Here is a 23,847-nt window from a genome sequence, read left to right as displayed (position 1 = left end):
AGCGCGGTAACTTTGGTTAACGGGCGGGAAAATGGTTGGAAAACGGGATAAAGAACGAGATATGGAGTCTGGAGGCGGGTATGGGACTCAACATCTAGACGCGGGCAGGTCACGAATATTTTTCGTTAACGGGCGAAGGAATGACCAAATTCTGCAATCTCTCCTTCCGTTCGTCCTGAGTGGGGCTGAGTTTAGCGAAGCCCCGTATCGAAGGGCCAGTGCTTCGATACGTCCTTTCGACTTCGCTCAAGGACACTCAGCACGAACGGGAGGGGTACCGGGAAGGCCGCGTACCCTACAACAAAACCAGCTGCGCCACGGGCGCAAAGCTGCGCCGGTGGAGCGGTGACGGACCATGTTGGCGCAGGGCGGCGAGGTGCTGCGCGCTGCCATAGCCCTTGTTGCTGTGCCAGCCATAATGGGGATGGTCGGCGGCGGCGGCGATCATCATGCGGTCGCGGGTTTCCTTGGCGATGATCGACGCGGCGGCGATGGAAAGGCACTTGGCGTCGCCCTCCACGACCGGCGTCGAAGCCCAGCGCCATTGCGGACAGCGGTTTCCGTCGACCAGCACATGCACGCAATCGTGCGACAGCGCCTCGACCGCGCGGGTCATCGCCAGCATCGTCGCCCAGAGGATGTTGAGCGTGTCGATCTCCTCGACGCTTGCGATGCCAACGCCCCAGCAGAGCGCCTTTTCCTTGATGAGGATTTCGAGCTCGGCGCGGCGGGCGGCGGAGAGCTTCTTGCTGTCGTTGAGGCCGGGCGGATGATCGTTGGGATCGAGGATCACGGCCGCCGCCACGACCGGCCCGGCGAGCGGCCCGCGTCCGGCTTCGTCCACGCCCGCGACCGGGCCATTGTGGCGTAGTTCGTGGACGAAATCAGGCATGGCGCGAAAAATCCCTCGGCACGCCCATCGGTCCATGCCCCCGCCCCAGGCCCGGCGCGCAGGCAAGCGCGGCACGGACGTAAAGCCGCGCGCGGGCGATGGCGTCGGGAAGGCTCATCCCCTGCCCCAGCCCGGTGGCGATGGCGCTCGCCAGCGTACAGCCGGTGCCGTGGGTGTGGGGAGTATCGATGCGGGTGTCCTGCCAGACCTGATCCGTCCCATCAGCCAGAACCAGCCGGTCGGTGAGCGTGTCGCCGTCCGCATGACCGCCCTTCATGAGCAATGCGCGGACCTGAGCCAGCACAGCCGCCTCCCCGCCCAACGCAACAAGCTCCGGCAGGTTCGGCGTAGTGACGGTCGCAATGCGCATCAGTCGCGTGAAGGCGGCGATGGTATCGGCATTGGCCAGCACCGATCCGCTGGTCGCGACCATCACCGGGTCGAACACGATTGGTACACTACCAAGCCGTTCCAGCCGGTCCGCCACGGCCTGCGCGGTGTCCGCCGATCCGATCATGCCGATCTTGACCGCGTCGATGCCGATATCGTCGATCACCGCATCCATCTGTGCGATTACCACATCGGTGGGGACGGGATGCACGGCACTCACGCCCAGCGTGTTCTGTGCGGTAATGGCGGTGATCGCCGTCATCGCATGGCCGCCCAGCATCGTGACGGTCTTGATATCCGCCTGAATGCCCGCGCCCCCGCCGCTGTCCGACCCGGCGAGAATCAGGATACGAGCGAGCGGAGCGTTTGCGGTCATACGCCGAAGTGGCGGACGGTCGAGGCCGGGTTATCCGCCAATGCCTTGCCGGTCCGCGTCGGTCGGTCGAGCAGTTCGCCGCCGCAATTGGGGCAACGATCGTCCAGCGCCTCCGCGCATGCCGCGCAAAAGGTGCATTCGAACGAGCAGATGAACGCCCCGCCCGCGTCCGCCGGGAGGTCCGCCCCGCACCGTTCGCAATCCGGATGCATAGCGAGCATCAGGCCGCCGCCGTTTCCACGGCCGCGCAGATGCGGTCGACCACATCGCGGACCTGATCGGCGCTGTCGCCCTCGGCCATGACGCGGATCACCGGTTCCGTCCCGGACGGGCGGATGACAAGGCGGCCGCTCCCTGCGAGATCGGCCTCCGCCTGCGCGATCGTCCGCTTGACCTCGGCATGGTCGAGCGGCTTGCCGCCCGAAAAGCGCACGTTCTTGAGGAGCTGCGGCACCTTGTCGAACTGGTGGAGCAACTCGCTCGCTCGCTTGCCGGAACGGACAAGCGCGGCGAGCACCTGCAACGCCGCAATAGTGCCGTCGCCGGTCGTCGCATAGTCGGACAGGATCATGTGGCCGGACTGCTCTCCGCCCACGTTGAAGCCCCCCTCACGCATCTTTTCCAGCACATAGCGGTCGCCGACCTGCGTGCGGATGAGGGCGATATTTTGCGCGGCCAGAAAGCGTTCCAGCCCGAGGTTGGACATCACCGTCGCGACAAGGCCGCCACCCGTCAGCCGCCCTTCGCGCGCCCAGTTCGCCGCGATCAGCGCCATGATCTGGTCCCCGTCGACGATCTCGCCCTTTTCGTCGACGATGATGAGCCGATCCGCGTCGCCATCGAGCGCAATGCCGATGTCCGCACCCGCCGACACCACCGTTTCCTGAAGCAGCATCGGCGCGGTCGAGCCGCAGCCGTCGTTGATATTGGTGCCGTTGGGCGTGACGCCAACCGCGATTACCTCCGCGCCCAATTCCCACAGCGCCGAAGGAGCGACCTGATAGGCCGCGCCGTTCGCGCAATCGATGACGATACGCAGTCCATCAAGGCGCAGATCGGCGGGAAAACTGGATTTGAGGGCGTGAATATAGCGCCCGCGCGCATCCTCGACCCGGCGGGCGCGGCCGATGTCCTGCGCGGAGGCGAGCGGGATGCTTTCGTCGAGCAGCGCCTCGATCTTCAGCTCATCGGCATCGGAGAGCTTGTACCCGTCCGGACCGAACAGCTTGATGCCATTGTCGGCGTAAGGATTGTGGCTCGCCGAGATCATCACGCCGAGGTCCGCGCGCATCGACTGCGCCAACATCGCCACCGCCGGTGTCGGGATCGGCCCGAACTGGACGACATCCATGCCCACCGAGGTGAACCCCGCGACAAGAGCGTTCTCGACCATATAGCCCGACAGGCGCGTATCCTTGCCGATGACGACGCGATGACGATGGTCGCCGCGCTGGAAATGCGCGCCCGCCGCCATGCCGACCTTCATCGCCAGCTCGGCCGTCATCGGCCACTGGTTGGTGCGGCCGCGGATGCCGTCGGTTCCGAAATATTTCCTGCTCATCGTCGCGCACACTCTCCCGCTCGTCCTACCTCCGCTATAGCGTGAACATTGCCCTTTGCCACGGGCGGCGACGCGGAAAAATCAGCTTTCGTCTTTCAATGTGTCGAGGTGCATCAGGCGCCGGATGAATGGTGCGACGAGCAGCACCACGACGCCTACGCCAATCGCGATTCCACCCACGAATTCGTACATGGTCAGCACCGCCCCGACCTGATCGCCGCCTTCCGCTCCCTTCGCGCCGATGGCCGAAGCGATCATCCCCGCGATGAAATCCCCGGCGGCGGTCGACAGGAACCACACGCCCATGACCAAGCTCGCCATGCGCGGCAACGACAGCTTCGACATTGCCGACAGTCCGACGGGAGACAGGCACAGCTCGCCCATCGTGTGCAAGAAGTAGATGCCGAGCACGAAAATGACCGGCGTGGGATTGCCCGTCCCCACCGCCAGCGCCCCGGCGACGAGCAGCAGGAAACCAAGCCCAACGAGGATAAGCGCCGCGCCGAATTTGGCCGGGGCGGAGGGCTCCCACCCGCGACGGCTCGTCCAGCTCCACAGGCCTGCGAACAAGGGCGCCAGCGTGATCACGAAGAAGGAGTTGACGGACTGGAACACCGAAGCCGGGATGGTCATGCCGAGAAGGGTGCGGTCAACATGGCGATCGGTGAACAGGCTGAGCGACGATCCGGCTTGTTCGAACAACCCCCAGAAAAGCGGATTGAGCGCGATCAGGAACAGGACGGCGAACATACGGTCGCGCTCAATGCGGTTCATGCGCGTCGTCGCGTCCCACAACAGGAAGGCGACGACGACCGCACTCGTCCCGGCGAGCAACACGCCGACCGCATTATGGTTCTGGATCAGCCACCACACCAGCGCGACGCCGAGAAGGCTGCCGAGGTAAATCAGCCATTCGCGCGAGATCATGCCGCCGATACGCTGCGCAAGTTTTGCCGGATCGGGCGGCTCACCCTTACCCATCAGCGATGGCTTGCCGAGCACGAACACGACGATGCCCGCGAGCATGCCCACTGCCGCCGCTCCGAACCCATAGGACCAGCCCAGCGTCTCGCCCAATATGCCGCACACCAGAGGACCGAGCACGCCGCCTACGTTGATGCCCATGTAGAAGATCGTATAGGCCGGGTCGCGACGCATGTCCTCACGCGGGTAGAGCTGACCGACGATAACGGAAATGTTCGCTTTCAGAAAACCTGTGCCGACGATGATGAACGCGAGCGCGGTCCAGAAGGCGTTGAGCGCGACCTCATCCTGTCCACCATCCCCTTCCAGCCCCAGCAGCAGGTGACCAAAGGCTATCAATATGCCGCCGAACAGCACCGCCTTGCGCTGGCCAAGATAGCGGTCGGCCAGCCAGCCGCCCACCACCGGCGTGACATAGACCAGCGACGTATACGCCCCGTAGATCATGCCCGATTGCGCATCCGACATCAGGAAATGCTTGGTCAGATACAGGATCAGCAGCGCCCGCATGCCGTAGTAGGAAAACCGCTCCCACAGCTCCGCGAAGAACAGCACGTACAGACCGCGCGGATGGCCGAGGAAGGTCGGCCCCTCGCGCGGCGGATAACCGGCGTCGGACAGCGGAATGTCGGGGGTGGTCATAACGGGAGAGACCTGTCGTACGAGAGGGATCGGTCAGCCTAACCCGATTTTATGCGTTGTGAACCCTTAATGCGACAAACGCCGGGCTTGCGATCCGGCGCATGTCGCTCCACATCTGCGCCATGTTCAACGATACATCCTCCCCGCTCGCCCTGTTGCGCAGCCGCCGTAGCGGCAAGCCGCGCGATCTCGCCTCCCCCGGCCCTGACGACGCGCAACTTCGCGCGATGATTGAAATCGCACTGCGCACCCCTGATCATGGCAAGCTGGCGCCGTGGCGATTCATCATCGTCCCGCCGGAGCAGCGGGCGGCTCTAGCTCAGACACTGGAAGAAGCCTATCGCGCGGACAAGCCCGAAGCGGGGCGGCTGGAGATCGAGGCGATGCATCAGTTCGCCCATCAGGCACCCGCCCTGGTCGTGGTGCTGTCGCGTCCGGTGGCGCACAGCAAGGTTCCCCGGTGGGAGCAGGAGCTGTCGGCGGGGGCCGCGATCATGAACCTTTCACATGCCGCGCATGCCATGGGGTTCGCGGCGGGATGGCTGACCGGATGGCCCTCCTACAGCGACCGGGTGCGTGACGCCTTCGGCGATGCGGAGAGCATGATTGCCGGATTCGTGTTCATCGGCACGCCGTCGCGCCCGCTGGAGGAGCGGCCGCGCCCGGTCTATGAGGATGTCGTGTCGGTGTGGGAACCCAACACGCCTAAAGAATGATGGCTGCAGGGCGATCCGTTCGCCCAGAGTAGCCATCGAGCGTGTCGAGACTCAGCACGAACGGCATTGCACAAAGTTCTGCCAGCCTAGAGCCGCGCCAGCGCCGCCAGCGCTTCAGTATGGCGGGGGAAGTCCTTTGCCTGCGCGGCACGATTTAGCAGGTCGCGCGCGGCGCCGGTTTCGCCCAGGGACGAGTAGACCTGCCCCAGATGCAGCTGCACCAGCGGTTCGTTTGGCGCGATTGCCAGCGCCTTCTCGAGAAGGTCGCGTGCGGCGATCTTGTCCTCCCGCGCGCGGAACAGCGCCCAGCCCAGCACATCGCTCGTCACCGCGCTCGCACGGTTGAGGCGATAAGCGTGGGCTGCGTAAGGCAAGGCCTGTTCGGCATCGTCGCGGTCCATCCACGCCCAGGCAAGATTGGTCATGAGTAGCGCGTCGTTGTTGCCGAGACGCTGCTGCAGGCCCTGCAGGAGGGGAAGCGCGCGGACCGCTTCCCCTGCCCCCAGGGTATACGCACTGGCAAGCCGTTGTGCCGAGACGCTCGACGGGTTCTGGGAAAGGTAGACCGACAGCACCTGCTGCGCGAGGTCCGGGCGGCGGGCCATGCGCCATGCGTCGATCAGGCGAAACGCGACGTCCTCCGTAAAACGGATATTGGCGGCGCGCTGATAGACCAGAGCCGCTTCGTCGGGGCGCCCGACCGCCATCAGGCAATCGCCCAGCACGACATGCGCGGCCGGAGCGCCCATATTGACGCGCACCAGATCCTTCGCGCGGGCGAGCGCGGTCTGGATCTCTCGCGCCTGGAGCAACGCACGGATATAGCGGATATTCGGTGCGGCCGAAGCCGGGGCCGCCACCGCATCGGGCGCCGTCTCGCCGGGAGTTCCCGCGCCGAGGAACACATCCGATCGGCCTCGCGTCCCGGCGGCGGCACGCGTCAGAAAACGCTCGGCCACGTCCGGATGTCCCAGCGCTTCCTGAACGCGTGCAGCGAGAATGAGGGCGTAGTTCCCCGCGTCGGCGCGCTCGACCATCGGGAAGAGCACCTTCTCCGCCTCGTCATATTGTCGGTCCTGCGCATAGGCCCGCGCGAGCAACAGCCGCACGCGCAGGTTGAGCGGCTGTGCGTCGAGCACCGGCGCCAACTGGTCGATCGCCAGCGTGCTGTTGCCCGACTGGAGATGCAGCACCCCGCGCAACAAGCGGGTCGCCGCCTGTCCATCGAGCGCGCCGTGCGTCCGCGCCAGCAACGCGCGGGCGAGATCATAGTCCCCGGCCCGCGCGGCGATTACCGCTTGCAGCATATAGGCACGCGGCAAACCGGGGGCGAGCGCAAGCGCACGGCGACTAAGCGAAAGCGCCGCCCCCGCCCGTCCCGCGTCGGACAGGGTTGCGGCATATTCGATCAAGGCCGGGACATAATGCCGGTCAACGGAGAGCGCCCGCTCGAACCAGGGGAAAGACGCGACCAGCCCATATTGCTCGCGGACCAGCAGCGCGCGCAACACCAGCGTGTCGGAGTTTCGGGGAGCAAGCGCCACCGCCCGGTCCGACGCGACCACGGCGGCCGCCATATCACCAGTCGCGATGCGGAAGCGCCCGATGTCCGCCCAGAGCGGCGCGTCATTCGGTGCGAGGGCCAGCGCCCTGTCGAACGCGCGGGCTGCGGCGTCATATTGCCCGAGCGCCTGATAGGCCTGTCCCGCGATGCGCGCGGCGAACACTGCCTGACGCGGGTCTATATCGGCAGCCTGCGCCAGATCCGCCGCATCCTGCGCCCGCCCCTGCAGCAGCGCCGCATGGGCAAGCAGATGCCGGATGGCACCGGGAGCAGCGCCCAGTTGCCGAGCACGATCCAGCTCGTCCTGCGCACCCTGACCGTTGCCGAGCATCAGCAACGCACGGGCCTGCGCGACGCGTGCGGCGGCCAGAGCGGGATCGGCCTTGATTGCATTCATCAATTCGACGCGGGCGGTGCGCGGATCTTCCTTCGCCAGCGCGGCCAGCCCGCGCTTCAACGCTGCCTGCGCATCGGGATTGGACCCCGCCCGCACCCCGGCGGACGGCAGCAGCATCAGCAATGCAAGCGCGGCGGGGAGTACGCTACGCCTGAATGTCATAGCTTTTGAGCAGATCATAGAGCGTCGGACGGCTGATCCCCAGCATCTTGGCCGCGCCGGAGATATTGCCCTGCGTGCGAGCAATGGCTCGGCGGATCGCGGTGCGGTCGGCAACTTCCCGCGCGGCCTTCAGGTTGAGCAGCTCGGCGGGTTCGTCGCCCGTTCCCTGCAGGTCGAGGTCGCTCGCCGTCACATATTTGCCGTCCGCCATGATGACCGCGCGCTTCACGCGGTTTTCCAGCTCGCGCACATTGCCCGGCCAGTGCCATGTATCGAGCGCGGCCAGCGCATCGGCGGCAAGACCTTTGACGGTGGGGTTCATGTCCTTGGCGTAGCGTTTCAGGAAATGGCGGGCAAGCAGCGCGGCGTCGCCCGGCCGCTCCTTGAGGGCGGGGATGCGCACGACGATCTCGGCCAAGCGGTAATAGAGATCCTCACGAAAGGTCGTCTGCGCGATCATCGCTTCCAGATTCTGGTGGGTGGCGCAGACGATACGCGTATCGACCGCGATCGGTTGCCGCCCGCCGATGCGCTCGATCACCCGCTCCTGCAGGAAGCGGAGCAGCTTGACCTGCAACGGCAGGGGGATGTCACCGACTTCGTCAAGGAACAGCGTACCGCCCTGCGCCTGCTCGATCTTGCCCTGTGTCGTCTTGACCGCGCCAGTGAAGGCGCCCTTTTCGTGGCCGAACAGCTCCGATTCCAGCAGGGTCTCCGGGATCGCCGCACAGTTAATCGCGACGAAAGCGCCGTTACGCCGGGGGCTGGAGTCGTGCAGGCCGCGTGCGAGCAGTTCCTTGCCGGTGCCGCTCGCGCCCAGCAGCATGACGGACACGTCCGCCCCCGCAACCCGCTCGATCGTGCGCGCGACCTTGAGCATTTCCGGCGCGGATGTGATCATCTGTCCCAGCACCGGACCGTCGCCGGTGACCCGTTCGGCCAGGCGGGCGTTTTCCCGCTCCAGCGCATGGACATGGAAAGCGCGGCTGACGATCAGTCCCAGCGCGTCGATCTCAATCGGCTTTTGGTAGAAATCCCACGCGCCGCCCGCGATGGCACGCAGCGCGCTTTCCTGCGCCCCGTGGCCGGAGGCGACGATGACCTTGGTGTCGGGCTTGAGCGCCAGTATCTCCGCCAGCGCGGAAAAGCCCTCACTCGTCCCGTCGGGGTCGGGCGGCAGGCCGAGGTCGAGCGTCACGACATCCGGCTCCTCCGCGCGCAACAGCTCGATCGCTTCGGCGCGCGATCCGGCGAGCAGCACGGTGTAATCTTCATAGGCCCAGCGCAATTGCCGTTGCAGGCCGATGTCATCCTCAACGATGAGCAGCTTGGGCAGGATTTTGGGCGGCGTGTCCGTCATCAGGCGGCTCTTTCCTCGGCAATCGACGGAGCGGCTGTATCGGCAAGCGGTAGCCAAAGGGTAAAGCGGCTGCCCTTGCCCGGCACGCTCTCGACCGACAGGCGGCCGCCCATCGCAAGGGCAAGGGCGCGCGCTTCATAGGCACCGATGCCGAAGCCACCTGTCTTTGTGGACGCGAACGGACGGAACAGTTCATCACGGATGAACTCGCCGGTCATGCCGCAGCCCTTGTCAATCACGCTGAGGCACGCCATGCCGCCGCTGCGCTCGATGTGCAGCACGACCGGGGCATCCGGCCCGCTTGCCTCCATCGCATTCTGGATAAGGTGCCGGACAATCTGTTCGACACGGGCGGGATCGGCACTTGCCGTGATCGCCAGATCGCCGGTGGTGAGGATAGCATGGGCGCCGCCCCTGCCCCGCGCCACGCGCTGCGCCACATCACCGAGCGAGAACGCCATAGCTTCGGCCGCCGCGCTGCTGTTGTGCTGCGACAGACGGGCGAGCAGGTCGTTCATTTTGCCAACGCAGTCCTGAAGGGTCAGGACCATGTCGGAGCGGAAATCCGGATTATCGGCATGGCGCTGTGCGTTGCGGGCGAGCAGAGCAAGCTGGCTCACCAGATTTTTGATGTCGTGCATGATGAACGCGAAGCGGCGGTTGAATTCGTCGAACCGGCGCGCGTCGGCCAGCGCCTGCTGCCCCTGCGCTTCGGCGATGTAACTCGCGACCTGCCGTCCGGCCGTGCGGAGCATGTCGAAATCTTCCCAGTCGAGCGCGCGATCGTACCGCGGGCGGGCGAGCAGCAAAGCTCCCGTCAACTGATCGAAATGGATGATCGGCACCAGCGCCCACGCGCTTTTGTCGCCCATCAGCCAGTCCGGCAGCGGTGGGCCGTCCTGCGCGGCACGGCGCCCGTCGATGTCGATGATCCAGAATGTGTCGCGCAGCGCATCCAGCAACGACCCGTCGATGACGCATCCGTCGACGCCGTTGCCCGTCCAGTTCCACTGACTGTGCACGGCGAGGCGCTGCCCATCCTCCGCGATCAGAAGCAGCGCACCGCCCGGACTGCCGGTGATGTCGGCAACCGCCTTGATCGCACGGGTATAGAGGGACGCATCAGTGGAAATCGCCTGACCGATAGTGTCGGCAAAGCCCATCCATTGCTCGCGATAATCATAGCGGTGGCGGAAGAAATGCTTCGCCACCATCACGCGGACCCAGGAACGGAAGCGGAGCGTGGGCAGGACGAGCAGGCCGCCGACGATGAGAGCGAAGACCGCGCCGGTCGCAATCAGTCGGCCAAGCGGCGAACCGATTTCCTCGACCAGAGACAGCCCGATCATCAGCAGCACCAGCAAGGCGAGGACCGCGACGACGCCCAGGCCCCGCCGCGCCAGCGCACGGGACGGACGGATTTGCAGGTTCGCCTGCGTTTGAATGACGAGAGCGATCACGGGGACCAGCGCGGCCATCGCGCCGCCCCGGAGAACATACAGCAATGAAGCCACGCCCGCCGCGCTGTAGGCCGAAGAATACAGCACAAGGTCATAGGTCCACATCGCCGCCATGGCCCCGATCAGGGGAGCCACGCGCGCGCGCGCGACCGGATCGGCGGTCGAAAAGATCCGCTGGATCAGCACGAGCGCGCCGATGGCCCACATCATGCGCAGGATCAGCCCCGTCTCCACCACGGCGGCTGTGCCTGCGCCCGGCTCGCTGATGGCCCACATCATGTCGACCACGCTCTGCGCGCCCAGCACGGCGATCAGCACAGCATAGACGGCGACCGCCCCGCGCGCGCGCGGCGGACTAGGACGTCCCGGCTCATCGGGAAGGCGGGCCGACGCCTGCATGGGTAACGCGAACAGGCAGGCGAGCCATCCGCAGTTGCGCAGGCTTTCCATGATCCCCGACTCGAGCTGATGGACACCCTCAAACGCGATGGAGAGCGACCAGATGGCGGTGAGGGAGAGGGCCGCGACGAGAAGCTTGCCCTCCATCGAGCTGCTCCAGCGGCGGCCAATGCCGATCGCGAGCACCGCGAACAGCCCCGCCGCCACCACATGGCCCCAATCGCCGACGACCTGAAGAGGTCCGTTCATCGCCGCCCTATCGCGCGCCGTCGGGCCACAGGACAACACGCACGGTCTGGATCAGGATCAGCAGATCGAGGAACGGCGTGTAGTTCTTGGCGTAGTAAAGGTCATATTCCAGTTTGTTGCGGCTGTCCTCCAGCGATGCGCCGTAGGGATAGTTGATCTGCGCCCAGCCGGTGATACCGGGCTTCACCATGTGCCGTTCCGCATAATAGCGCAGCTGCTGTTCCAGATCGTCGACGAACTGGCGGCGTTCCGGGCGCGGGCCGACGAAGCTCATATGCCCTTTGAGGACGGTCCAGGTCTGCGGCAGCTCATCGATGCGCAGCTTGCGCAGCCAGCGGCCGATGCGGGTAATGCGCGGATCGTCCTTTTCGGCCCACACCGCCTGACCGGCCACTTCCGCGTCGGTGCGCATGGTGCGCAACTTCACGATCCAGAATTCCTGGCCGTAGAGGCCCACGCGTTCCTGCCGGTAGAACGCCGGGCCTTTGCTGTCGAGCTTCACCAGCAGGGCCGACAGCAGGATAACTGGACCGGTCAGGATCAGCAGCGCGGCGCTGGCAATGATGTCGAACAGCCGCTTGGCAATGCTGGACAGGCGGCGACCGGCGGAAAAGCCGTCCGAGAAAATCAGCCAGCTCGGGTTGACGCTGTCGAGGTCGACACGGCCGGTCTCGCGTTCGAGAAAGGTGGAGAGATCGTTGACGTGCACGCCGGTGGTCTTGATGCGTAGCAGATCCGACATCGGGATGGCGTTGCGCCGCTCTTCCAGCGCGAGCACCACTTCGCTCGCGGCGAGGCGCACGACGAAATCGGACAGATTGTAGATCGCGCTGCGGTTGATCGCCTCGGGAATAACGTGGGTGCCATCGTTCATGCCGATATAGCCGACAACGAGGAAGCCCGATCCCTTACGCTGTTCGAGCTGGCGCACGCGCTCGGCCCGCGCGCCCGCGCCCAGCACGATCAACCGTCGCTTGAACACTTCTCCGCCAAACATCGAGCCCAGTACGATGCGGATCATGATCAGCGCGGCACCGGCAATCATCATCGCGTAGAGTGAGTTGGAGCGCCACAGCGTCAGGCCGGGCAGCAGGAAATACATGACCGACAGGAAGATGATGCCCAGCGACACCGCCACGAGCAGCCGTGCCACGGCGTAGCGCAGCGATTGCAGCGCTTCGTTGCCATAGACGCCGACCGCAATCATCGAGACCTGGAGAGCGGCGGCGAAGCTCAGCAGCGGCCCGGCACGGTTAAGCACATAGTCGACATCCATGCCGATTTCGCGTGCGCGAATGACCCAGGCGGCTTCCGCCGAACACAGCAACGTGATGAAATCGAGGAGGCCCAGCAGCAGGACTGCGTGCGGCACATAATGTTTAAACAGTCTGATCATGCACCGTGCCCACACCGATCCTTACAGACATGCGTAAAGATTTCCGACAGGGGCGCAATGTGCCGCAAAAAGACAAAGATTTACTGAACGGGCAAAAGGAGGGCCGCGGACCCGGCCGCTATCGTCAATGAGGAACGACACCAGCCGCAGCAGGGGCGCCGGAATTCGGTTGTGCCGCCAAGGCTTTATCGGCTGCCGGGCTGGAACGCGCCGGAGCGCCGAGCACCATCATCAGCGCGATGACCGCGCCAATCACAAAGGCGGCGACAACCAGAAGGACATTTCCCATTCCCGAACTATGCCGCTGCGGCACGTCTTGTTCGGCTTTTTGCACGGGCAGGTTGTGGGCCATGGCACGACTCCGCTGGACGATCCCACAACAACAACCCTTTTCTACAGAAATTGTTCCCTGATTACAATGATCTATAACGAGGATCGCCAGAGGCAGGCAACGGGATCCGCTGCCCGACACTCATTCCGCCGCGATCACCTCTTCCCGGTCGGACAGCGGATGTTCCAGCCTGCTCAGCATTTCGCGGGGGCACACCTGCCAGAACTGGCCTCGGCGACGGTCCCAGTCCTCCAGCAGCGCCGCAGACCACTTGCTGCTGGTCCGCTCGACATGCTCCTCGATCAGGCCGCGCAGCACGCCTTCCCAATGGGCGCTGTCGAGCCGGGTCCATACAATGCTCTCGGGATTGGCGTTGGCCTCGAAGCCGTTGTCAACGTCGAGCACAAACGCCATGCCGCCGGTCATGCCAGCCCCAAAGTTCGCGCCGACATGGCCGAGGATGACCGCCGTGCCGCCGGTCATATACTCGCAGCCATTGGCCCCGCAGCCCTCGACCACAACCTGCGCGCCGGAGTTGCGGACTCCAAAACGCTCGCCCGCCTGCCCCGCCGCGAACAGCTTGCCCGCCGTGGCGCCGTAAAGAACGGTGTTACCGATGATCGTGTTGTTCTGGCTTTCGAGCGGCGAAGACACCATGGGGCGCACCGCGACGATACCGCCGGACAAGCCCTTGCCCACATAATCATTGGCGTCGCCAAACACTTCGAGCGTGATGCCCTTGCACAGAAACGCACCCAATGACTGGCCAGCCGACCCGCGCAGGCGAATGTGCACATGGCCATCTGCAAGGGTCGACATGCCGAACTTTTCGGTGATCCGCGCGGAGAAGCGCGTGCCCACGGCGCGATGCGTGTTGCGCACCGTATAGGTGAGCTGCATCTTCTCGCCCCGTTCGAACACGGCCTTCGCATCCGAGATGATCTGCGCATCGAGGCTGTCGGGCACCTCGTTGCGGTGCGCATCGAGGGTGAAGCGCCGCTGGCTGTCGTCCGCGTCGACCTTGGCAAGGATCGGGTTAAGATCGAGATCGTCGAGATGCTCGGCCCCGCGATTGACCTGCCGCAGCAGTTCGGTCCGCCCGATGATCTCATCGAGCGAGCGATAGCCCAGACGCGCCAGGATCTCGCGCACTTCTTCGGCGATGAAGGTCATCAGGTTGATGACTTTTTCCGGCGTGCCGGTGAACTTTGCGCGCAGCCTTTCGTCCTGCACGCACACGCCCACGGGGCAGGTGTTGCTGTGGCACTGGCGCACCATGATGCAGCCCATGGCGACAAGGCTCAGTGTGCCGATGCCATATTCCTCCGCACCGAGGATCGCGGCGATCACGATGTCGCGCCCGGTCTTGAGGCCGCCGTCGGTCCGCAGCTTGACCCGGTGGCGCAGCTTGTTGAGCGTCAGCACCTGATTGGTTTCCGAAAGGCCCATTTCCCATGGCGTACCGGCATATTTGACGCTGGTCTGCGGCGATGCGCCCGTGCCGCCGACATTGCCCGCGACGAGGATGACGTCGGCATGCGCCTTCGCGACGCCCGCCGCAACGGTGCCGATGCCTGCCTGGCTCACCAGCTTGACGCAGACGCGCGCACGCGGGTTGATCTGCTTCAGGTCGTAGATGAGCTGGGCGAGATCCTCGATCGAGTAGATGTCGTGGTGCGGCGGGGGCGAGATGAGCGTCACGCCCGGCGTCGAATGGCGCAGGCGCGCGATCATCTCGGTCACCTTGAAACCGGGAAGCTGGCCGCCCTCGCCCGGCTTGGCACCCTGCGCAACCTTGATTTCCAGTTCCTCGGCGGCACCCAGATATTCCGCCGTCACGCCAAAGCGCCCGGACGCGATCTGCTTGATCGTCGAGTTGGCGTTGTCGCCATTGGGATAGGGAGTGAAGCGGATGCTGTCTTCCCCGCCCTCGCCAGACACGGCCTTGGCCCCGATGCGGTTCATCGCGATGGCGAGCGTCTCATGCGCTTCGGGCGAGAGTGCGCCCAGCGACATGCCCGGCGTCACGAACCGCTTGCGGATCTCGGTGATTGCCTCGACCTCGTCGATCGCGACGGGTTCGCGCGGATAGTTGAACTCCATCAGGTCGCGCAGATAGACGGGTGGAAGATCCCGGACCCCGCGCGAGAACTGGAGGTAGGTCGAGTAGCTGTCGGTCGCCACCGCTGTCTGCAACAGGTGCATAAGCTGCGCGGAATAAGCGTGCGTCTCGCCCCCCGCCCGCTGGCGATAAAAACCGCCAATGGGCAGGCGTGCGACGGCGCTATCATAGGCCGCGCGGTGGCGCATCATCGCGCTGAAGTGCAGCGAATGATACCCCTCGCCCGAAATCTTGGTCGGCATGCCGGGAAACAGGTCGTTGACCAGCGCGCGCGACAGACCCACCGCCTCGAAATTATAGCCACCCCGATAGGAGCTGATGACCGCGATGCCCATCTTGGACATGATCTTCAGCAGCCCCTCGTCGATCGCCTTGCGATAGCGGGCGATGCAGGTGTCGACATCCATGTCGCCGAACAGGCCGCGCGCCTGCCGGTCGGCAATCGACGCTTCGGCAAGATAGGCGTTCACCGTCGTCGCGCCCACACCGATCAGCACGGCAAAATAATGCGTGTCGAGGCACTCGGACGAGCGCACGTTGATCGACGAATAGGACCGCAGGCCCTTGCGCACCAGATGGGTGTGCACCGCCGCAGCCGCGAGGATCATGGCGATGCCGATGCGATCCGGCCCCATATGCTCGTCGGTCAGGAACAGTTCGGTCTGTCCTGCGCGCACCGCATGTTCGGCTTCATTCCGGATACGCGTAATCGCGGCGCGCAGCTGCTCGTGCCCTCCTTCGGCAGGGAAGGTACAGTCGATTTCCGCAACCGCCTTGCCGAACTGCGCCTTGAGCCGGGTCCATTCCGCGCAGGTCAGCACCGGCGAATCGAGCACCAGCACATGGTCGTTCTGCGCGTCTTCCTCCAGGATGTTGGCAAGGTTGGAAAAGCGCGTCTTGAGGCTCATCACATGCCGTTCGCGTAAGGAGTCGATCGGCGGGTTGGTGACCTGGCTGAAATTCTGGCGGAAGAAATGGCTGATCGTGCGCGGCTTGTCGGACACGACGGCGAGCGGCGTGTCGTCGCCCATCGATCCGACCGCTTCCTTCGCGTCCTCCACCATCGGCGCGAGGATGAGCTCCATATCCTCGAGCGTCATGTTGGCCGCGATCTGGCGCTGGTTGAGTTCCGGGCGCGAGAAGCTGGGCAGCGCATCGGGTGCGGCAGGCGGCAGATCATCGAGCGACTTGAAGCCCTTGACCATATCGCCATAGGGGCGTTCGGCCGCGATCCGGTCCTTGATCGCCGCGTCGTGATAGACCTCGCCTTCAGCCAAGTCGACGGCGAGCATCTGGCCGGGGCCCATGCGGCCCTTCTGGATGATCGTGGACTCGGGCACGACGACCATGCCGGTTTCGGAACCGACGATCAGCAGATTGTCCGACGTGCGCGTAAAGCGCAGCGGACGCAGTGCGTTGCGATCGACGCCAGCGACCACCCAGCGGCCGTCGGTCATGGCGAGCGCGGCCGGGCCATCCCACGGCTCCATCACGGACGCGAGGTAGTTGTACATGTCGAGATGCGCCTTGGGCGTATCGTTATGCGTTCCCCACGCTTCGGGCACCAGCATCAGCTTCGCCGTTGGCGCATCGCGGCCCGCGCGGCAGATCGCCTCGAACACGGCATCCAGCGCCGCGGTGTCGGACGCGCCCGCCGGGATCACCGGCTTGATGTCCTCCGACTGCTCGCCGAAAGCGAGCGCCGCCATCTTGATCTCGTGGCTCTTCATCCAGTTCTTGTTGCCGCGGATCGTGTTGATCTCGCCATTGTGCGCGAGCGTGCGGAACGGCTGGGCCAGCCACCATTGCGGGAAAGTGTTGGTCGAATAGCGCTGGTGGAAGATCGCGACGCGGCTCTCGAACCGCTCGTCCTGCAAGTCCGGGTAAAAGACCGAGAGCGATTCCGCGAGGAACAACCCCTTGTAGATGATCGAACGGCACGACAGGCTACAGATGTAGAAGTCGTTGATCTGCGCGGCGACGACCTTCTTCTCGATCCGGCGGCGGATGAGGTAGAGATCCTTTTCGAACTCGGCGACGTCGCGCGCCTCGGGCATCGGCCCGGCGATCATGATCTGCTCGATTTCGGGACGCGTCTGCTGTGCCTTTTCGCCGATGACGGACACATCGACCGGCACCTGGCGCCAGCCATAAATGGTGTAGCCCGCGTCGATGATCTCGCTCTCGACGATAGTGCGGCACATTTCCTGCGCGCCCAGGTCCGTGCGCGGCAGGAAGATCATGCCGACGGCAAGGCGGTTGGGCATCGGCTTGTGGCCGCTGTCGGCGATCGCATCGTCAAAGAAGCGCACCGGCAGGTCGACATGCAGGCCCGCGCCATCGCCGGTCTTGCCATCCGCGTCCACAGCGCCGCGATGCCACACGGCTTTCAGCGCATCGATGGCCGACACCACGACCCGGCGCGAAGCCTTGCCATCCGTCGCGGCGACAAGGCCCACGCCACAGGCGTCGCCTTCGAACTCGGGGCGGTACATACCATGCTCGGCGATGCGTTCCCGCTCTGCGGCATCGACTGTCCATGTGCTGTTGGTCATGATCGGACCTTCTCTCAACTTTTGTCAAACGCGGCTCTGCGAAGCGAACCGTAAATTCTGCGGCAAGTTAAGCCGCGACCCTTTCCCCGGCCTTCACCCCGCTCGCGGCCTTCGCCTTCAGATAGCGGTGCATATGCTCGGTCACGTCGCGACCGTCGCGGATGGCCCACACCACCAGCGAAGCGCCGCGCACGATGTCGCCGGCGGCGAACACGCCGTCGACGCTCGTCATCATCGTCTTGTGGTCGACGCGCAGCGTGCCCCAGCGGGTGACGGACAGCTCATCCGATCCGAACATCTTGGGCAGGTCTTCGGGGTCAAAGCCCAGCGCCTTGATGACCAAGTCGGCCTCCAGTGTGAACTCGCTGCCCGGGTCTGGCTCAGGCGCGCGGCGGCCCGACGCATCGGGTTGGCCAAGGCGCATCTTGGTGACCTTCACGCCCGTCACATGATCGGTGCCCTCAAACGCCACCGGCGCGGACAGCCAGACGAACTCGACGCCTTCTTCCTCGGCATTGGCGACTTCGCGCTGCGACCCAGGCATATTCTCCCGGTCTCGGCGATAGAGGCACTTTACAGACTTGGCACCCTGGCGGATCGCCGTGCGCACGCAATCCATCGCCGTGTCGCCGCCGCCGATGACGACGACATTCTTGCCCGCCGCGAGCAGCGACCCATCCTCATGCTCCGGCACAGCGTCGCCAAAGCTCGCCTTGTTTGAGGCGGTGAGATAGTCGAGCGCGGCGACCACACCGCCGGTGCCGACGCCGGGCGCCTTGATCCCGCGCGCCTTGTACACGCCGGTCGCAATCAGGATCGCGTCATGCTTTTCGCGCAGCTGGTCGAGCGTCGCGTCGCGGCCGACCTCGAAATTCTCGTGAAAGACGATGCCGCCGTCCTTCAGGCGGTTGACGCGGCGCATGACGACGTCCTTTTCCAGCTTGAAGCCGGGGATGCCATAGGTGAGCAGCCCGCCCGCGCGATCATGGCGGTCATAGACATGCACTTCATGCCCGGCCGCGCGCAGATATTCCGCTGTCGTCAGCCCCGCCGGACCCGCGCCGATCACGCCTACGGACTGGCCGGTCGGCTTTCCCGCGACAAGCGGTTCGACCCAGCCTTCCTTCCATGCGGTATCGGTGATGAACTTTTCCACGCTGCCGATCGTCACGGCTCCGTGACCGGAAAACTCGATCACGCAATTGCCCTCGCACAGCCGGTCCTGCGGGCAGATGCGGCCGCAGATCTCAGGCATGGTCGATGTCGTGTTGGACAGCTCATAAGCCTCGCGCAGCCGCCCCTCGGCGGTCAGGCGCAGCCAGTCGGGGATATGGTTGTGCAGCGGGCAATGGGTGGAGCAATAGGGCACACCACATTGTGAGCAGCGTGACGCTTGCTCCTCCGCCTTCTCGACCGCGAAGCTGCGGCTGATCTCCGCGAAATCATGCCCGCGCTCAGCCGCATCGCGCTTGTCGGGATAATCCTGCCCGAGTGCGACGAATTTCAACATGGGGTTATCGGCCATCGCCGCGCTCCTGCCTACACTGGTTCGGCAGGGGCCATAGCCATTAAAAGCGCGCGAGTCACGCGAAAAACACGTTATAGGACAGTTATACTACCCTAAAAGCGATTCACCGATCCTGATTTGAGACAAGCCGTGATGCTGGCACGGTAAATATGGCCAAATCGGACCTAATGTCCTCCCAGCCAAACTAAGGCCGCAGCCCCGGCAATAATGCGGTACCACGCGAACGGGGTGAAGCCGAAGCGCGAGACCATCGCGACGAACGCCTTGATGACGACGAGCGCCACGATGAACGACACGACAAACCCGATGGCGATTCCACCGATTTCCGCGCTCCCCAGATGCACGCCATCCTTGAGCATGGAATAGCTGCTCGCCGCGAGCATCGTCGGCACAGCGACGAAGAAGCTGAATTCCGCCGCCGTCTTGCGTTCGACCCCCAGCACCAGCGCACCCATGATCGTCGCACCCGACCGGCTGACCCCCGGCACCAGCGACAAACACTGGATGATGCCGATGCCGAGCGCCGTGCGCCATCCCATGGCCTCGACGCTGGTCGTCGTGATCGTTTTCGCCATCCGCTCGATCGCGAGAATGGCGATACCGCCCGCAATAAGCGCCCATGCCACCACCGTGGGCGATTCGAGCATGGCGCGGATGGCGTTATACGCCAGCGCACCCGCCACCATCGACGGCAGAAAGCCCAGCAGGATGTTGCGGGTAAAGGCCACTGGCCCCTGCTCCATCCGCAGCAGGCCGACCATTACATCCCAGAAGCGGCGCCAGTACAGCACGATCACCGCCAGGATGGCACCGAGCTGGATCACTACGTCGAAGGTCTTGCTCGCCTCGCCATGGAAACCGAGCAGCGCCCCGGCCAGCACCAGATGACCGGTGGAGGATACCGGAATGAACTCCGTCAGCCCCTCGACAATTCCGAGGAGGACGGGTGTGACGATATCCATAGACCTGCCTTATGCCTTTACGCGGGTGCCAAAGCGGCCGTGCTTGCGATATTGCACCAGCCACGCATCGGCGACCGCCGCCATCGGTGTGGGTGTGATGCCGAATGCGGCGAGCCCCTGCGCTCCGGCGGCAACCACATTGTCTTTTTGCAGCATCGCCCATTGATCGCGCGTGATCGGCGCGCCCGGCGCCCAGCCCGTGGCGGTCGCCAGCGCGCAGGAGGCAAAGGCGGGCAGCGGAACAAACGCCGGGCTGTGGCCGGTGCGCCCCGCGATCCAGTGGTTGATCTGCTCCATGCTCAACACCTGCGGCCCACCCAGCTCAAAGCTCTTCCCGCCAAACTGCGCCGCATCCAGCGCCGCCGTTCCGATTGCCCGCGCCACATCGACGACATAGACGGGCTGAAACTTCGTCTCTCCGGCAATGATCGGCACGATCGGCGCCATCCGGATCAACCCGGCAAAGCGATTGAGGAACTGGTCTTCGCGGCCAAAGACGATCGACGGACGGATGATCGTGGCGTTGGGGAATGCCGCGCGGACGGCCGCCTCCCCTTCCCCCTTGGACCGTCCATAGCCAGACGCGCTCTCTGTGTCCGCGCCGATGGCGGAGATATGCACGAGAGCAGTTGCGCCAGCGCGCGCCGCGGCCTGCGCGACATTGCCCGCCCCGACGCGCTGGACCGCGTCAAATGCGCCATTGAGGATCCCCACCAGATTGATGACGACATCCGCGCCCTCAACCGCGCGGGCCACGCTCTCCGGCTTGGTCACATCTGCGGCAACCAGTTGGGTCTGCCCGAGCGAGCCAAGCGGCTTGACCCGCAACGCGTCGGTCGGGTGGCGTTCGGCAATGCGAACCCGCACGCCTGCGCGCAACAGCTCCTGCGCCACATAGCGACCGAGAAACCCGCCGCCGCCAAAAACCGTTACCAGCCTGTCATTCGCCATTACTCGCCTCACACGCATGCATGCATCGCGCCGGTTTTCCATGACAACCGGCGCTCTCCCCATGCACCAGAGCGCCGCGCGAAACAACACTCGGCGCAGGCCGAACGCGCCTTCGTGACTTTTTACGGCATTCCGGCGGCTTCGCGATTGACAACCCTGCGCCCCAAGGGCTAAGCGCCCGCTCCTACCCCGTGCCCAGATGGCGGAATTGGTAGACGCACCAGCTTCAGGTGCTGGCGATCGCAAGGTCGTGGAGGTTCGAGTCCTCTTCTGGGCACCATTTGTTCTCATCAGAGCGTTCCAAAACATTGCAAAAATGGCGGAATTCTGCCATTCTTGGCCTCTAGCGCAGAAAGCGAGGTCTTGTTTTGTTCCGCTTTGTTCCAACGTCTCTGGGGGCCTCGGCTGGGGGCTCCAGCTCAAAAGCCCCCAAATCGCACGAAAGTGAGGCCCCCAAATGAGCCTCAATGTGCAGGAAATCAAAGGCTTCCAGGCCGCCGACAAGTCGTACAAGAAATACGACTCGCGGGGGCTGCTGCTGCTAGTGAAGCCGAACGGCTCCAAGCTCTGGTATTTCAAGTACCGCTTCGGCGGGAAGGAAAAGAAGCTACCCATCGGAGCATTCCCTGAGATCAGCTTGTCGCAAGCGCGCCAGCTTCGCGACCGAGCGCGGCTCAAGGTTTCGGATGGCATCGATCCGATGCTGGAGCGGAAGCGCAAGAAGGCGAGGATCAAGCTCGGCGCTGAGAACACCTTCGAGGTCATCGCCAACAAGTACATCGACGAAAAGATGATGCCCGAAGGCAGGGCGGAGGCCACGCTGCGCAAGGCGCGCTGGTTCCTGGAACTGCTCAAGCCCGCAATCGGCAATATGCCAATAAACGACGTCGATCCGCAGTTGATGCTGGCGGCGCTCAAGAAACTCGAAGCCAAAGGCAATCTCGAAACCGCGAAGAAATGCCGATCCTTCGCAAGCCGGGTATTTCGGTATGGAGCCGCGCTTGGGCAGTGCCAAACCGATCCAACATCGATCCTGCAGGGTGCATTGGTCACGCCAAGGGCACGACACTACGCGGCGATCCTTGAGCCCGAGAAGTTGGGCGGGCTACTTCGCGCTATCGATGGTTTCGAATGCTACCCGGCCACCAAATTCGCGTTGAAGATCGCACCGCATGTCTTTGTGCGCCCCGGTGAGCTTCGCCACGGCGAGTGGAACGAGATCGATTGGGAAAAGGCCACCTGGACAATTCCGGAAGGCAAGATGAAGGCGCGCCGGACCCATGTGGTGCCGCTATCTCGCCAGGTGCTGGATCTGTTCCGAGAGCTAAAATCGATCACCGGCGGCAAGGGCTACATTTTCCCTGCATTTCACACAAGCCAGCGCCCCATGAGCGAGAATACGATCAACGCGGCGTTTCGTCGCATGGGCTACACCAAGGACGAAGTGACGGCGCATGGGCTGCGATCTACGGCGTCAACAATGCTCAACGAAAGCGGGCTCTGGCATCCCGACGCTATCGAACGTGCTCTCGCCCATGGTGACAGCAACGCCATTCGCGGCGTCTACAATCGCGGGAACTACTGGGATGAGCGCGTGAAGATGGCCCAGTGGTGGAGCGACTACTTGGACAGTCTTCGAAGAGGCGAGGCGAGCAATCCAAAATAGGTTGCTTAGGTGGACTTCTTCGCGGCTCCGCGTTCGTTCAACACGAGGTCACGCCCCCTCGTTCGAAAATTTGCATGAATTGCCTGATTAACGGAAGGCGCGAGGATCGTTGATCCAATTTGCCCATCGTCGTGATGCAGTGCTGCCCTTATTCACCCAGATTTCTTCAACTGTGCTACCTTTTGAAGGCGCTTCATCGATGTAGGGGTAAATGCCGAGGTATTCTTGACCTTTGAAGCTCGCCTCACGGCTTTTTGTGACCGGAAGAATCGCCACTGCACCGTTGAAGCCGTCAAAATAGCCCAACTCCCAAGGCATCCATTTGGAGCCTCCAGAGTTCGCGGTGTGCACGTAAACTAACGACTTGCACTGGCGCATCCGCAACCGGATCACCTCCGCCGAGGCGGCAGTCACATTGCTTCGGTCTAACTGAGGATCTTCCAGCCAATCGACGTAGACTGACTTTCCATAGTCTTCGAGAACGCCCTTAACTCCAAGGATGATCTCGGCGTCAGATGTCGAATGGCTGAGAAATATGTCGAAGCTAGTCTTGACCTTGGTCGCTGCAACTTCCTCCTTTAGGACAGTCGTCGCATTCCTGAAATTTCCGGTCTTCCTCTGCGCGCGCTGGCGAATGCGGCCTTCAGTGAACGTTGACATTAATTCGCCTCTAAATGCTCGTGGTCACACCTGGGAGGTCGCAATTCTAACGTCCAGCGGCCTTTGCTGCGGCTTCAATCCAACTGCCGAGATTGGCGTAGCCGTTATCGTTGACCCAATCATAGGTGGGGATGGAGACAACGACGCCGTTCCGCCGAAACGTCCATTGACTGAATGGATTGACGCCCTTTGTGTCAGTCTTCTGCGCGTTGTCTTTGAGATTGTGAATGTAAACACCCAATAGGCCGTTGTCCTTGGCCCAGCTTTGCGTGATTTCATAATTCACATAGTCACGATTCGCCGTCTCGGCGCCGATTAGCACGACCGTTACCGATGTTCCTTTCAGCTGAGCATCTATCCAGGCCTTGATCGCCGCGTCGCCTTTCTTCTTCACCTCCTCCCAAGCTGCCTTGTCGAAGAAACCCGATGCGATCCGGTCTTGTGTGACCCAGCTGTTGCGGACCTGCCCCGCCCGCCAAACGTCGCGCTCATAGTGGAAGCTGAAAAAGGTGTGACGCGCCATG

Annotated in this window: 18 protein-coding genes and 1 tRNA gene; 3 read left to right on the top strand and 16 right to left on the bottom strand. The window is 63.8% G+C overall.

Features of this window, described 5'->3' with window-relative positions:
- Positions 1–295 precede the first annotated feature (295 nt).
- The 5 genes from FHS92_RS12195 to FHS92_RS12175 form a co-directional block, all read right to left on the bottom strand.
- Positions 296–892 carry a ribonuclease HII gene (locus FHS92_RS12195; protein ID WP_184081015.1) on the bottom strand — a complete coding sequence of 199 codons (597 nt, stop codon included), beginning with the start codon at positions 890–892 and terminating at the stop codon, positions 296–298.
- A complete protein-coding gene (thiD, locus tag FHS92_RS12190; RefSeq protein WP_184081014.1) occupies positions 885–1,658 on the bottom strand; it encodes a bifunctional hydroxymethylpyrimidine kinase/phosphomethylpyrimidine kinase in 774 nt (257 codons plus the stop codon). Before thiD ends, FHS92_RS12195 begins: the two co-directional genes overlap by 8 nt.
- On the bottom strand, positions 1,655–1,879 hold the full coding sequence (locus FHS92_RS12185; RefSeq protein WP_184081013.1) for a DUF1272 domain-containing protein: 225 nt from the start codon (positions 1,877–1,879) through the stop codon (positions 1,655–1,657). The genes thiD and FHS92_RS12185 overlap by 4 nt, the downstream gene beginning before the upstream one ends.
- A complete protein-coding gene (gene glmM, locus FHS92_RS12180) occupies positions 1,879–3,219 on the bottom strand; it encodes a phosphoglucosamine mutase (RefSeq protein WP_184081012.1) in 1,341 nt (446 codons plus the stop codon). Before glmM ends, FHS92_RS12185 begins: the two co-directional genes overlap by 1 nt.
- An 81-nt stretch (positions 3,220–3,300) precedes the next feature.
- A complete protein-coding gene (locus tag FHS92_RS12175; protein WP_184081011.1) occupies positions 3,301–4,845 on the bottom strand; it encodes a peptide MFS transporter in 1,545 nt (514 codons plus the stop codon).
- Between the two features lie 122 nt (positions 4,846–4,967).
- On the opposite strand from FHS92_RS12175, the gene FHS92_RS12170 reads away from it, so the two are divergent.
- Positions 4,968–5,561, top strand: coding sequence for a nitroreductase family protein (locus tag FHS92_RS12170; protein ID WP_184081256.1), 594 nt, complete (start codon positions 4,968–4,970; stop codon positions 5,559–5,561).
- 86 nt (positions 5,562–5,647) lie between these two features.
- Here the strand turns inward: FHS92_RS12170 and FHS92_RS12165 are convergent, their stop codons facing one another.
- The 9 genes from FHS92_RS12165 to FHS92_RS12125 form a co-directional block, all read right to left on the bottom strand.
- Positions 5,648–7,684 carry a tetratricopeptide repeat protein gene (locus FHS92_RS12165; protein ID WP_184081010.1) on the bottom strand — a complete coding sequence of 679 codons (2,037 nt, stop codon included), beginning with the start codon at positions 7,682–7,684 and terminating at the stop codon, positions 5,648–5,650.
- The gene (gene prsR / locus FHS92_RS12160; RefSeq protein WP_184081009.1) at positions 7,668–9,044 is read right to left on the bottom strand and encodes a PEP-CTERM-box response regulator transcription factor; all 1,377 of its coding nucleotides are present in this window, start codon (positions 9,042–9,044) and stop codon (positions 7,668–7,670) included. Before prsR ends, FHS92_RS12165 begins: the two co-directional genes overlap by 17 nt.
- Entirely contained in the window at positions 9,044–11,152 is a 2,109-nt protein-coding gene (gene prsK, locus FHS92_RS12155) for an XrtA/PEP-CTERM system histidine kinase PrsK (RefSeq protein WP_184081008.1), read from the bottom strand. Before prsK ends, prsR begins: the two co-directional genes overlap by 1 nt.
- Positions 11,153–11,159: 7 nt before the next feature.
- The gene (locus tag FHS92_RS12150) at positions 11,160–12,548 is read right to left on the bottom strand and encodes a TIGR03013 family XrtA/PEP-CTERM system glycosyltransferase (RefSeq protein WP_184081007.1); all 1,389 of its coding nucleotides are present in this window, start codon (positions 12,546–12,548) and stop codon (positions 11,160–11,162) included.
- A gap of 124 nt (positions 12,549–12,672) precedes the next feature.
- Positions 12,673–12,900: a hypothetical protein gene (locus FHS92_RS12145; protein WP_184081006.1), complete on the bottom strand. Its 228-nt coding sequence runs from the start codon at positions 12,898–12,900 to the stop codon at positions 12,673–12,675.
- Between the two features lie 120 nt (positions 12,901–13,020).
- Positions 13,021–17,556, bottom strand: coding sequence for a glutamate synthase large subunit (gene gltB, locus FHS92_RS12140; protein ID WP_184081005.1), 4,536 nt, complete (start codon positions 17,554–17,556; stop codon positions 13,021–13,023).
- Between the two features lie 67 nt (positions 17,557–17,623).
- On the bottom strand, positions 17,624–19,081 hold the full coding sequence (locus FHS92_RS12135; protein WP_184081004.1) for an NAD(P)-dependent oxidoreductase: 1,458 nt from the start codon (positions 19,079–19,081) through the stop codon (positions 17,624–17,626).
- Between the two features lie 167 nt (positions 19,082–19,248).
- Positions 19,249–20,046: an undecaprenyl-diphosphate phosphatase gene (locus FHS92_RS12130; RefSeq protein ID WP_184081003.1), complete on the bottom strand. Its 798-nt coding sequence runs from the start codon at positions 20,044–20,046 to the stop codon at positions 19,249–19,251.
- A gap of 9 nt (positions 20,047–20,055) precedes the next feature.
- Positions 20,056–20,997: a complex I NDUFA9 subunit family protein gene (locus tag FHS92_RS12125; protein WP_184081002.1), complete on the bottom strand. Its 942-nt coding sequence runs from the start codon at positions 20,995–20,997 to the stop codon at positions 20,056–20,058.
- 193 nt (positions 20,998–21,190) lie between these two features.
- On the opposite strand from FHS92_RS12125, the gene FHS92_RS12120 reads away from it, so the two are divergent.
- Positions 21,191–21,277, top strand: a tRNA-Leu gene (locus FHS92_RS12120).
- Between the two features lie 177 nt (positions 21,278–21,454).
- Entirely contained in the window at positions 21,455–22,663 is a 1,209-nt protein-coding gene (locus tag FHS92_RS12115) for a tyrosine-type recombinase/integrase (protein ID WP_184081001.1), read from the top strand.
- Positions 22,664–22,750: 87 nt separating this feature from the next.
- Here the strand turns inward: FHS92_RS12115 and FHS92_RS12110 are convergent, their stop codons facing one another.
- Together FHS92_RS12110 and FHS92_RS12105 are read right to left on the bottom strand one after the other, a co-directional pair.
- Entirely contained in the window at positions 22,751–23,323 is a 573-nt protein-coding gene (locus FHS92_RS12110; protein ID WP_184081000.1) for a toll/interleukin-1 receptor domain-containing protein, read from the bottom strand.
- A gap of 46 nt (positions 23,324–23,369) precedes the next feature.
- Positions 23,370–23,846, bottom strand: coding sequence for a TIR domain-containing protein (locus FHS92_RS12105; RefSeq protein WP_184080999.1), 477 nt, complete (start codon positions 23,844–23,846; stop codon positions 23,370–23,372).
- Position 23,847 lies beyond the last annotated feature (1 nt).

Origin of the sequence: Sphingobium subterraneum (genome assembly GCF_014199435.1) — a bacterium.
Taxonomy (GTDB): domain Bacteria; phylum Pseudomonadota; class Alphaproteobacteria; order Sphingomonadales; family Sphingomonadaceae; genus Sphingobium; species Sphingobium subterraneum.
The sequence above is the reverse complement of the archived record's forward strand: the minus strand, read 5'-3'. Positions and strand labels throughout refer to the sequence as shown.